We start from the raw sequence: 11,853 nt of genomic DNA on the forward strand, positions 1-11,853 counted from the left end.
TTAATTAAACCTTTAGACCTAATTATACTACGTTCTTCGACAAGATAAGTGTATATTCCTACTTTTCCAAGAATATGGAACGACATCGTATACTTGGAGTTATTTTCACTTCAACATCGAATTATCCAAATTCATTTATATTCGGATACTCGACGCAAACGTATAATCGGGCACTGCCACTAAATTCCCCTCTTGACCGTTAAATCCGACTGGAGTAAACGTGAGGTAGATTTTGTTCTTGTCGTTCAATAGCTCTAAGTCCGGTAGTCTAGACTTATTCACATTATGAAGCACGACGAGATCTGTGCCATGATCAAGAGCCGACTGCAGTTGCTGTACCGATCTCGCCCTAAAGCCTCGTTCAATCAAGACTCTTAGTTTTCCGGAAAACAGGTCGCTCGCTGTTTGTCGCATCATCTCATCAATTTGCTCAGCAAGTAAAGCACGATCCGTGACATATAGTACCTTCAGGACAGCCTTCCTGATTAGTAAACTTCCGATAATCGCAGCCGCGATCTTCGAAGAGCCGACGCCTGTGGGAAGTTCAACGCGCAGCTTACGATTGCCATTCGTTATTGCTTCCGTAACTTTCTGCACGCACTCTAACTGAAAAGGCATCAACTTGAAAGCGTCTAACACGTCAGATTCCTGGTCTCCGTTTATTTCACTTTTTACACGTTGAATAATTTCATCCTGAACTTCGAGCGACGGACAGGGGATCGTCAGATTTTGAACCGCCGAAAGCTGCAGGAAGGATTGCGCCGCACCAACAGTAATACCGGCAAGCTGTTCTCTTCCCCATCGGCTTTTGAAGTACATAGCCACGAATTCCGGCCTTGCGTGCGTTAAACGAATGCGAAGTATATGTTGGTTAATCGCCGCGCCATCGAGTGCTTCAGTTACGACCGTGCACTTGCCAGATAAGCCCCCAACACGAGTCATGAGCAAATCACCTTCCGCCACAGTAAACTTTACTTTGGTAGGAGCTACATAAACCAGGTTCCGCTGAGAAACAAATAGCTCCTCGTGGGAAAGATCTTGCACGCGAATGAAAGGTATTCCTCTGTCTTGCAAATCGTCTACCTGGACCTGTTGTCCAATTCGAATATCCTCAGACAAATCCTTCAGTCTCACAACTGGATCTCGCCAACTCTCCTGTGCCAGCAAAGGCATCAGATAAGCCACGTCGAATCGCTCGCTAATTTTCGCATACGGAACTAAGAATCCATTGGTATCTTGACCCTCTGAAGTATTCGTTGCTCGATTCGTTGCCTCTAAGCGTTCAGATAAAACTTCGTCTATAACATCAGCTAAGCTTTTCGGCTTAGACAGTTCCTCGGAGCGATTGCGTATCAATTTTCTAGCTTCGCTTTCGAATTCCAATGGTAATGAAGTAAATGGAAGCGAATAATTTTTAAGCTGTTTAATCGTGATTGCCGGAATCGTCGAGCCTTTCGCCATATCCCCCAGCTCCCTTAAAGTGCTTGGAGCTACTAGCAAAAAAAATAACAATTCAGGGCTTACTCGATTCGATCGAATGACTATAAATGCATTCGAAACGACGGCTCCGTCCAGATGTTCTGGCACTACCGCGCATACGCCTTTCTCTGGTCTCACGGCGGAGAGAAGTATGTCTCCTTTTGCTGCTCTCAACTTGGCTCTTGTTTTGCTTGCAAGTTCTTCCCAGCTCAACAATACTGGATTCTCGATCCTTCCTGTCAAATGTGAAACCGAACTCACTTCGATATAACTATACTTGGAAGCTGGATCGGACTTGGAAGCGTTCCAAGCATCGGGATTAAACGATGCGATATCAGAGAGCAAGATACGACCGGTCTGACCGACCGATTGTTCAAGCGTAGCAAACACCCAATCTTCCTTATGCAATGCTGTATAAGGTATGCTCCTTATAAAACTCATAGATTCCCTCCTTCAGCTCTCCATTTCAAGAAAGAAGTGACCGTCTGCTCTAAATGCTCGACTTGCTCAGGAGAAGCAATAAATACATGCTCAGCTGTCTCTTCTACAACCTTTTTCAAACGTATAATCAAAATGCTTACTCTCGCTGCCGTATAAGGCTTAAGGATATGGTCCGGCATTTTGATAATGGCTTCCACAATCGCTTTCTCCAAGATTAAGTCTCTTAGCCTTTTACTTGACCCGCTTCCAAATAACGTATTCTCGGGCACAATTGCAAGCACATAACCTCCGGACTTCGTCAATCGAAGCGCTTTTTCTATCATAAGATCCGATGCTTTTGCCTTGCCGTGTTTCGTGACTTCATATTCCTCAGTTAACGGTGCGGAATAGTTATAGCCCAAAGGCGGATCAATCGTTACAAGGTCAAAGTTGCTTGCATGTCCCTTTGGCGGTAACCACGAAATGGCATCCGCTTCAAGCACCTTTATCTGCTCAGTGCTCTTTCCCTCAAGTAAAAATGCTAATCGACAAACGGAGCTAGCAGATCTTGAAAGCTCAAGTCCAATTATTGTTTCGTATCGGCATGTCTCATGAACGGCTTGAATGATGAAACCGAATCCGCTTCCCATATCCAAAGCCTTTGCATTGCTTTGCTCCATTCCTTCGATCACATTCCGAAAAAAAGTAGCGATGTGAGGAGAGGTGATGAATTGACCGTCATCCCCCCCTCTTTCTCTCGAAAGTTGCGAGATCAATTTTAGAAAAGCCTTCGATAGTTCAACCCCTGATGGTGGGAAGCCGTCGAGATATTTAAGTATGCTCGTTAGATTCGGCAACGTATCCATCGATCCGCCGAAATTGAGACCGAAAGCATCCTCGGCTTCTTTGACGACTTGTGCGAATTTTTCGTTAGACAATTCCTCCCATTCGATCATTCGATCTCGTTCATGAAGGAAAAATCGCACTAATAACACGGAACACAGAATTGGAAGATACTGCGAAAGGGAAATGTACCCCCGAAGTTGATTGAACATTTCAAACAACGCCTGACGCAAGTCATCCTCATTTTGTAAGTAGGCAGCTTCGTTTTCGAATGCTGGCGGCTCTTGCAATGGAATGAATGTCTTCGCATTAAACCAATGAGATTGTCCTTCCAAGATGAATAGAACATATTTCGCACCTAATTCCTCTGCAGCTTCGGCCATTGGGGGAATTAGGGTATGTATCGGTAGCATCCTTTGTTTGACTACAACGAGCACTTCCGCTCGCAGCCTTCCATCTTTTCGAATCGTATAACCAACGAAATCGATCATACCTTTATTTCGTTGTTTGCTCCAGGAGATCCCGGATCTAACGATCACGCAGCCCAATGCCTTGAGTTCGTTCTCGATATCATATTGCTTTTCATATTCGATCATCTAGTGTGCTCCTCCAACCGTTTCCTGAATAGGGTTCTTCGGACGATAGGTCATCAATTTTAGCAAATAGAAGTTATCTTGCTCTTCCAACTTGCCTCTCTCAAATGCTGCCTCGTCAATTCTTTCGATACGCAACGCGCCTCTGTTCTTAACGCCTGGCATATTCTGTACCAAGTTCATCACATCTACAATGCCGAATTCGGGTTCAGATTGAATGTATCGAGCAACGCTCACTTCTTTCCCTTTCTTAACATGACCATACCGTAATACTGCACGCCAATATTTATACGCCACCGAAACCACTCCTCATCATTATAATTGATTTATAATGTCAATGTCGTGTTATTTGTTGGTTTCATCTTACCAACCTATATTTGGCATGTCAACACATCTGTGTAAGATTAAATATTTTATTTGTCACTGTCGTGTTTTTGTATTTTCTAAATATAATCCTTTAATTCTAATCTTACTCGCTTCTTTTGACTACAAATTGCCAGCGAATAAATGTTCGCAAAATTCTTTCACAAGCGGGTAACTTGCCTACCCGAACTTCTCCGAGATTGGAATTAGAGGCTCCACGCAAAAGAGGCAAATACCAATCCAATAGACAGGAGTGACATTCGCCTTATTTTAGAAGAGAACGGTACTTTCTGATCTTATCTTGTCGAACCGAGCAATGGTTTCACGGCAGTCGCAACATCATGTTGCCCAAACTCCTAATTGAATAAAGTACAGACCGACTTCTTTCACCTTGAAACCAAAAGCCTGCTCCCATTCCCAAGCATAAGCCTGAACCTGTGGCCGGTAGAAATCAGTAAATGGTTGCAATTTCTCTTCCGTTACGCTGTCCGTCTTGAAATCAACAATAACCCAGCCATCCTCTTCCTCAAAGAGAAAGTCAATGACCCCTCGAACATAGGCATATTTATTTGAACCTGTTCCTTCCAATGCGGCCGCAACCTCTGATGCAGCACTCTCAGCATCGCTAGATACGCTGACTTCATCGGTATTCATGCGAATCATCAGCGGCACCTCGAATAAGCGGCGGCGAGCACGCAAGCTCCTCTGCCACAATTCGCTGGCCATTACGCTTCTTATAACTCGAGTGGCTTCGCTTATGAGATCTGCAACCATGCCTTCTTCATCCGCTATAAAGCGTACAGTGTCCTCGATTTCCGACTCCGGTAACCCCTTGCCCAGCATCTCAATCGTTCTGTGAACAACACTTCCAAATGCCATTCCTTTACCTTCCGCGGACCATTCGGGCTTATCTCCAGTTGCTTTGGTTTGACCGGTAACTGACATAACTGCATAGGTAGGTTCAGCAATCGCATCTAATGGTGTACCCATTTGAATAATCCCTGTGATATCTTCGATGATATTATTCAAGTGAGACTTTTCCTTGCGATGCGTTCCCATAACCTTGTCATAAGCGGTATCGAACCCAGGAGGTAGCTTATCCTTATCCAGCATGGAGGGAAGCAAGGAGAATACGAGCGATTCCTGCTCAGTAAAGTTAAGTGGATAAATAAAGAATTTTACCCATAAATCGGTAGCCGGTTCCTCTGCCCTCTCTAGAGACCGGGGCAATTAGCTCGAGAATATCCATATCTCTGTAAATGGTACGAATATTTACATCACATTTGAAAGCTAGATCTTTTGCCGAAATTCCAGGGTTTGCCTGTATTGCGTTTATGATATTAAAAATGCGAATTACTTTGTCGATCATGACGATCCCCTCAATTTCCCATAATAGGTAGTATTCATTAGAGTTATCGTATCATTGTTGAGGGAATCTATGAAGAAATTCTTTCATTTGTATTCAAAAAGAACAGCCCAAATTTCCTGGCTGCTCTTACAAGGACTGTAATCTATGCACAATGGATTCACTCCATTGAGGAAGGGAATCCGACCGATATGTTATTGAACCGTTATCTGCACTCAGAATAATTACACCTTCTGTATGGCTGTTATCTATAACAATCAGATGGTCGATTAAATGTAGATGAGAAAGTAAATTTTGAATGGAAGTGTCATGTCGTCTGATAATATCCTCAGTAGGAATGTGATGTCCGCCATTTTTAACACGAACCGCTACTCTCTCGATGTTCAAGTGATAATCACCCAGACCAACATAAAACATTGAAACTTCGAATCCATTCGCCCTAGCATCATACATGAGACGAATAACATTGCCTCCGGCCAATGTTGTTTCAACTGAGAAATCACGTTTGTTACGAATACAGTCCCTAGCTAATTTGATAGCCTCTTTCCCTGCAGAAATTTTTCGGCTCTCCGGATTAATTGAATCGATTCCTCGGGCCAAGACATCGGGATCAATATTAACACTGATTCCGAGTCGATCAACAATTAGATTACGGATTGTACTTTTTCCGCTCCCATTGTTCCCTGCAAAAACGTACATGATGGGAGTCGGATCATGCATGAGAACCGTCCTTTTCAGGCACGGGGATAACATTACCGTTATTGTATTCCTTTACAATTTGGCCTTGTGCAGTTTTATATACAATGTATGTCTCGTTTGCTTTAGCATCCAACTTAGCTCGATCACCCGTAAGCTTAATTAGTTTTTGGATGTCTTTGAATTGATTCATTTGCATCACCGTCCTTGTTCGTTAAGTATCGGCATTTGTTTATAATTATAGCACACGTTTCTCATTACATCGGAGTATCAATTATTATATCTATTTGATGACCATCTTCGGGTCTATGGTACATACGGCAAATAATTAGTGCAATCTTGGTGCCGGCGATCCTTCCTATTAAAAATTCATCATCAGGTTTCAATTGAAGCTCTTGTCGCAATTCCTACAAGTTCCGTTCAAAATATTCTATTAGCTCATTAATTTCCTTTTTCAAAAGGGTTCTTCCCCCACTGTCCTGTCGTCTTTTTTATTTCGGCTAATTTCCGATCGGCTTTTATTTCAAATTTACAAGGTTGCTAGGTTGCCGATGCTTAGACAAAAATGTTTCTAGATTACTACAATTCATTAAGCTGATTGATGTTCGCCTTGAGTAGGCCGGTCATTCTTTTCCTGTTCGGGTGAATGTTTTGTTTTGCTTGGTAAGATTGGTTCTATTATTACATTTAGGAATAAAAACGGGAAGTCCTGCTTCTTTTACAATTCTTTGAGCCTCGAAAATCTGTCTATAAAACGGCAAAACGGCACAATTGGTCCTTTATCTTTTCACATCCAAACGGAAGACCTTTACACCATGAATGGTCCTATATGTGGTTCTGACAATTCGTTATGATAAACGGATTTCGATACATATGGTTTCATGATCTTCGGCACACTTCAGCCACGATTCTGATTAATCAAGGCGTACATGCTAAAATCATCTCGGAGCGTTTGGGGAACGGAAGCATCACCACAACAATGAACATACATGGCCACGCTCTTCGAACTGCCGATAAAGCAGCAGCTGATAAATTTGAATCGTTCTTTACATCTAAACCTGCACAAGGACAATAACGAAGACGCCTAGGAGTATCCTGGCGTCTTCGGTTCATTTGGGCTAATTTCTGATCAATTTTTACATCAGTTTTACATCAAGCCTTTATTTCGTCCTCTATACCACTAATATTCTGAATCTGTGCCACATCGAAAAATCCAATATATATAAGGTTTTTATTACGCTGTACCATTCCTCACCAGCAAAGCCACCGATTCTACGTGAACCGTATGCGGGAACATATCCACAGGCGTCACCTCTACTGTCTTGTACCCGCCGTCTTCAAGCACGCGAAGATCACGGGCAAGTGTGGATGGGTTGCAACTGACGTAGACGACGCGCTCAGGCTTCATCGCAAGTATTGTCTCAAGCAGTGCGTTGTCACAGCCTTTGCGCGGCGGGTCGACGACGATGACGTCGGCGACGATGCCTTCCTCACGCCAACGTGGAATAACAACCTCTGCCGGTCCCGCTTCAAAAGAAGCGTTTTCGATGCCGTTCAGCGCCGCGTTGCGTTTGGCATCCTCGATCGCCTCCGGCACAATTTCAACGCCGTACACGCGGCCGGCTTGCCGGGCCAGGAATAGCGAGATCGTGCCAATTCCACAGTAAGCGTCAATAACCGATTCCTTGCCGGTCAAACCAGCATATTGCACCGCTTTGCGGTATAGCTCGACCGTTTGGAGCGGATTCACTTGATAGAACGAACGAGCCGAAATTGCAAAACGAATGCCGTCCAATTCGTCATAGATAACCTCGCTGCCCCATAGCACGCGCGTTTCGTCACCGAAAACAACATTCGTATCCCGCGTATTTACGTTTTGTACAATACTCTTAACCGCAGGAAGAGCTTCGCGAATCCGAGCGATCCATTCTTCTGAACGAGGCAGCTTGCGCCCATTCGTGACAAGCACGACCATAATTTCGCCGGACACAAAGCCGGTTCTTGCCATAACATGGCGAAGCAGCCCTTTGCCGCTTTCCTCATCATAAGGTGCGATTCCAAGCTCACGGCCGATCGTTTTAACCACCCGCACAACTTCATCGTTGCGATGATGCTGAATGAGACAATCGTCCATGTCGATGATCCGATGGCTTCCTCTTGCATAAAAACCGGCAATCAACTCGCCGTTGATCGGTGCGGCCGCGCCGCCGGCATTCGCACTAGGCGTACTGGCGCCTATCGGCACCTGCGCCTTATTGCGATAACGCCACGGCTGGTCCATCCCGATAGTCGGATGCACCACAATACCGCTCTCTGTGGAAGCAGCGCCCGCCGCTCCCCCGTTCGACATCCCTCTATCGCCTTCCCCTGCAACCTGCAGTTTGCCAATACGAGTAAGCGAGTCGACAACGTGCTGGCGCTTCCACTCCAGCTGCGCTTCGTAACTTAAATGCTGCAGCTGGCAACCGCCGCATTTATCGAAAATATCGCAAGGCGGCTCTATACGATCCGGGCTTTCAGATAAAAGCTCCATCAACCGCGCATATCCATACTGCTTCTTAACCTTCATCACTCGTGCCCGTACGCGCTCGCCGGGCAACGCCCCTTGAATAAACAGTGTAAACCCGTCGGCTCGGCCGACACCTTCCCCGTCATGAGTCAATCCGATGATATCGACAGTGACTTCGTCATTTTTCCGAAAAGGCGCGTCGGCACGTTCGCGTTCGACAACAATACCTCCAGACTCTTTCAAACCTGCCGATGCCGCCGATGTTCTGCCGCCGCTCGTTTTTACACGAGATCCGTAGCCGCCCTTTGGCTGCCCGCCCCCGCTTTTGCCACCACGATTGCTATTACCTCTTCTGTTCATAACCTTCTCCGCTTCCTCTATATTAAATAACTGCAAAAAGGCAGTTATTACTTGCCGGTTTGGTCAACACAACCCAAATAAATGACTTTTTGCAGTTATTTCTCACTCTTTCTTAAGCAAGATGCCGATTTCCCGAAAATAGCTGCTCTTTTGCAGTTATTCTCTCAGAACTCCCGCTTTCGCCAAAAATAACTGCCTTTTCGCAGTTATTCTCCTTACAGCAGCATCAAGCATCAACCCTATCCTTCAACACCAGATACTCAAGCCAACGCACTCGGCTTCCTCTCAATTCTCTCTAGTGTAATCCATCCGCAAGCAGAAATAAACCTCCATCTCTACGCTCCGCTACAGGTAGCTAACGTATTAATGAAGGTTCATGACTGAGTTCAGCACTTAGCTCTCAGAATTCAATTTCAAATCATCCTATTTGAAACTGCGAAAAGGCAGCCGAGTCACAAACGCCACCCACCACCACTATACTGCGTACCCCTCACCGACCGTTATCGATACGTCGAAATGCCGAGCTCATCGACAAAAATATCGATATGCCCAGGCAATACCTTGAACTGGAACGGCAGGCGGCCGCCATACTCCCCGTCCAGATTAATTTGTACGTAATCCGGAGTGGTAACCCGAAGGTCGTTCGTACGGAAGTGGATGACATGCGAATCGTTCAAATGCTCCCCGCGCAGCGCGAGCGAGACAAGCCGAATAAACTCGGCAAGGTTGCACTTCTTCACCAGTATAACGTCGAACATGCCGTCGTCGACTTTGGACTCGGGGGCCAACTTCTCGAAGCCGCCGACCGAGTTGCTGTTGCAGATAAGGAACATCATAAATTCGTCGTTGAATTCGCCGACACCAGCCGCATCGAACCGGAGTTCCGTCGGACGAAGGCGGGTCATTTTCTCCAAGCCCTTCATATAATAGGCCAACTGCCCGATCATCGTCTTCAGCCGGCTTGGCACGTCATAGGTCAACTCGGTCAAAGACCCTCCGCCCGCGATATTAATAAAATATCTGCTGTTCGCCTTGCCAACATCAATACTCTTCGTATACTGCTGAAGAATTAAGTCGCAGGCATACTCCCAGTGTCTTGGGATTCCCATCGCGCGGGCAAAATCGTTTGTCGTCCCAAGAGGCAAAATGCCAAGCGGCGGCCTGTTCGGCTTTTCCGCCAGCCCGTTAATGACCTCGTACAGCGTACCGTCGCCGCCTGCTGCAATGATCATATCGTAGTCGCGTTCCGCCGCTTCCGCCGCCGCAAGCGTCGCATCGCCTTCGCCTGTAGTTGCGTGACAGCTAGTCTCGATGCCGGCCTGATCCAGCTTTTGCAAAATATCCGGGAGCCGCCGTTTCATTTCCTCGCGCCCCGATGTCGGGTTGTAAATCAATCTTGCCCGTTTACTTAACATATCGAAAAGCCTCCACACTTACGAAATCGTATTCGCTCGAAGAAAGAAACGACCTTTACTTCGGGAAACTTCATCGTCATTTATAGACGGTCTAACTCGCTCAACGCACGCTCGCGAGCCACCCTATCATCTGGCGCACGAGCCAGCGAGTGACGGCGGGATGAGGAAGCAAAGCTTGCCCGTTATATCTATAATCCAACCCCGCTAATCGGCCGGGGATAACCTTATTCGTAAAATAGCCTTTGCTCAGGAACAGAGGCACCACTATCACCGAATCGCCACTCGGTTGTCCAAGCGCAAGCTCCCGAAGCCGTTCCGCAGCCTGATCTGGGAGCAGCATCGCTGTACCCGCTGCTGCGAAGCCGCCTAATTCACGCAATCGTTCCGCTAACAGCGATAGCCCTTGCTGCCATCGTTCGTGAAATACCGGCTCCTTGCTTCCATGGGCTACCAGCAGCAAGGACTCTCCTGATGGATTAATCGATAGCGGCTTAATGTTGGACAGCAACAGCTCGGCAATTTCCGGATCGTCGTCAATCGGCGTTCCCATATGTATAGCCGCTTCGTTCACTCGAAACACGCCCAAATCGCCTTCCAGCTCCGCAACGGGAGGAAGTCCGAACGCTTGTCCAATCTCATCAACATGCGTACTGCCTGAGGAAACGAACAGCGGAAGTACGAGCATCTCCGTCACACCCGCTTCTTCAAGCCGATCGATACCGTCCTGGATAAGACGCCCCTCTACAATTTCAAGGAACGCGGACACGACCGGGACCTCTGCAAGCTCCGGCGCCGAAGCGGCGGCGGCAACAGCTTCGTCGACCAGCCGTACCCATTCAGGTTCTCTTGAGCCATGGCTGATGACCAGCACTCCCGGCTTCTTCATCGCTATTATCGTCCTAGACGCTCTAATGCCATTTTATAACCATCATTTCCATAATTCAAACAACGCTTCACCCTCGAGATCGTCGCGGTGCTCGCGCCCGTTTCCGCCTCGATCTGGTTGTACGTGCTGCCTTTGCCGAGCATTCTAGCCACTTCCAGACGCTGGGACAGCGATTGAATTTCGTTTACCGTGCACAGATCGTCGAAAAAGACGTAGCATTCTTCTACCGATTTGAGCGTCAGAACGGCCTCGAACAATTGATCGATTGCTTTATCGTTAAGCTTCTTAAGCTGCATCAAACTCACTACTTTCCACTTTTATTTATTGCACTTATTGTAAAGGTTTTAAGTTTTTTATTCAAGCATTACCGTATTGATGCTTTACAGGACAGAAGAGGCTAATCCCTTCAGCCGAAGGGATTATAAAACCTGTAAGAGAGTACATTGCAGAGCAAGAACTTGAGAACTTGAGAACTTGAGAACTTGAGAACTTGCAGTGCGTTCATCTAATCGTTATACATGAGCCATCCTCTAATCAAAACTGGGCCGAATAACGGGAGAATAGTACTGTCAGTTCCTATAAAAGAAGCTACTCCACCCGAGCAACCCTCTACTCAGCCTCACCATCAGCCACTGGCGGATATTATATATGAATTATCATACATATTCGGCCGAAAAACAGAAAAAGGGCCAATTATATATGAATATTCATACATAATTGATCATTTAGCGTCTTTTTCTTAAATTATATATGATTATTCATACATATTGAAATACGAGTGGTACGTATATGACTTTCGGCAGCGCGTGCACCTGCGAGTAGGGCGAGTATCCATAATTTTATTGGGCACCCGTGACAATCGTCCAATCCGTATGTTTGCCTACTCCATAAACTGTTCATAAGCAGATATTATTCAAAAAGGT

General features: G+C 46.1%; 12 protein-coding genes. 1 reads left to right on the forward strand and 11 read right to left on the reverse strand.

Annotation, left to right across the window (positions count from 1 at the left end; translation table 11 throughout):
* Positions 1 to 135: 135 nt before the first annotated feature.
* The 7 genes from ACFVTB_RS03685 to ACFVTB_RS03715 all read right to left on the reverse strand — a co-directional run bounded on the left by ACFVTB_RS03685 (position 136) and on the right by ACFVTB_RS03715 (position 5,953).
* Positions 136 to 1,920 carry a restriction endonuclease subunit S gene (locus ACFVTB_RS03685; RefSeq protein WP_387745348.1) on the reverse strand — a complete coding sequence of 595 codons (1,785 nt, stop codon included), beginning with the start codon at positions 1,918 to 1,920 and terminating at the stop codon, positions 136 to 138.
* Positions 1,917 to 3,338 carry an HsdM family class I SAM-dependent methyltransferase gene (locus tag ACFVTB_RS03690; protein WP_387745351.1) on the reverse strand — a complete coding sequence of 474 codons (1,422 nt, stop codon included), beginning with the start codon at positions 3,336 to 3,338 and terminating at the stop codon, positions 1,917 to 1,919. The genes ACFVTB_RS03685 and ACFVTB_RS03690 overlap by 4 nt, the downstream gene beginning before the upstream one ends.
* The gene (locus tag ACFVTB_RS03695; protein ID WP_387745354.1) at positions 3,339 to 3,632 is read right to left on the reverse strand and encodes a hypothetical protein; all 294 of its coding nucleotides are present in this window, start codon (positions 3,630 to 3,632) and stop codon (positions 3,339 to 3,341) included. It lies immediately after the preceding gene.
* 405 nt (positions 3,633 to 4,037) lie between these two features.
* Positions 4,038 to 4,727 (reverse strand): PD-(D/E)XK nuclease family protein, encoded by a 690-nt coding sequence (locus ACFVTB_RS03700; RefSeq protein WP_387745361.1) that lies wholly within the window; start codon positions 4,725 to 4,727, stop codon positions 4,038 to 4,040.
* Between the two features lie 127 nt (positions 4,728 to 4,854).
* On the reverse strand, positions 4,855 to 5,067 hold the full coding sequence (locus ACFVTB_RS03705) for a helix-turn-helix transcriptional regulator (RefSeq protein WP_387745364.1): 213 nt from the start codon (positions 5,065 to 5,067) through the stop codon (positions 4,855 to 4,857).
* A 126-nt stretch (positions 5,068 to 5,193) separates the two neighbouring features.
* A complete protein-coding gene (locus ACFVTB_RS03710) occupies positions 5,194 to 5,784 on the reverse strand; it encodes an ATPase (RefSeq protein WP_387745367.1) in 591 nt (196 codons plus the stop codon).
* On the reverse strand, positions 5,777 to 5,953 hold the full coding sequence (locus ACFVTB_RS03715) for a hypothetical protein (protein ID WP_387745370.1): 177 nt from the start codon (positions 5,951 to 5,953) through the stop codon (positions 5,777 to 5,779). Before ACFVTB_RS03715 ends, ACFVTB_RS03710 begins: the two co-directional genes overlap by 8 nt.
* A 657-nt stretch (positions 5,954 to 6,610) precedes the next feature.
* Between ACFVTB_RS03715 and ACFVTB_RS03720 the strand changes: the two genes are divergently transcribed.
* Positions 6,611 to 6,835: a tyrosine-type recombinase/integrase gene (locus tag ACFVTB_RS03720; RefSeq protein WP_387745373.1), complete on the forward strand. Its 225-nt coding sequence runs from the start codon at positions 6,611 to 6,613 to the stop codon at positions 6,833 to 6,835.
* A gap of 159 nt (positions 6,836 to 6,994) precedes the next feature.
* Here the strand turns inward: ACFVTB_RS03720 and rlmD are convergent, their stop codons facing one another.
* From rlmD to ACFVTB_RS03740, 4 genes are all read right to left on the reverse strand, one after another.
* A complete protein-coding gene (rlmD, locus tag ACFVTB_RS03725; protein WP_387745376.1) occupies positions 6,995 to 8,629 on the reverse strand; it encodes a 23S rRNA (uracil(1939)-C(5))-methyltransferase RlmD in 1,635 nt (544 codons plus the stop codon).
* A 500-nt stretch (positions 8,630 to 9,129) separates the two neighbouring features.
* Positions 9,130 to 10,044, reverse strand: a complete 915-nt coding sequence (locus ACFVTB_RS03730) for a diacylglycerol kinase (protein ID WP_387745379.1) — start codon at positions 10,042 to 10,044, stop codon at positions 9,130 to 9,132.
* Positions 10,045 to 10,144: 100 nt separating this feature from the next.
* On the reverse strand, positions 10,145 to 10,930 hold the full coding sequence (locus ACFVTB_RS03735) for a sirohydrochlorin chelatase (protein ID WP_387745382.1): 786 nt from the start codon (positions 10,928 to 10,930) through the stop codon (positions 10,145 to 10,147).
* Positions 10,931 to 10,935: 5 nt separating this feature from the next.
* Positions 10,936 to 11,226, reverse strand: coding sequence for a YerC/YecD family TrpR-related protein (locus ACFVTB_RS03740; protein WP_020619046.1), 291 nt, complete (start codon positions 11,224 to 11,226; stop codon positions 10,936 to 10,938).
* Positions 11,227 to 11,853 lie beyond the last annotated feature (627 nt).

Source organism: Paenibacillus sp. NPDC058071 (genome assembly GCF_042885235.1).
GTDB lineage: Bacteria > Bacillota > Bacilli > Paenibacillales > Paenibacillaceae > Pristimantibacillus.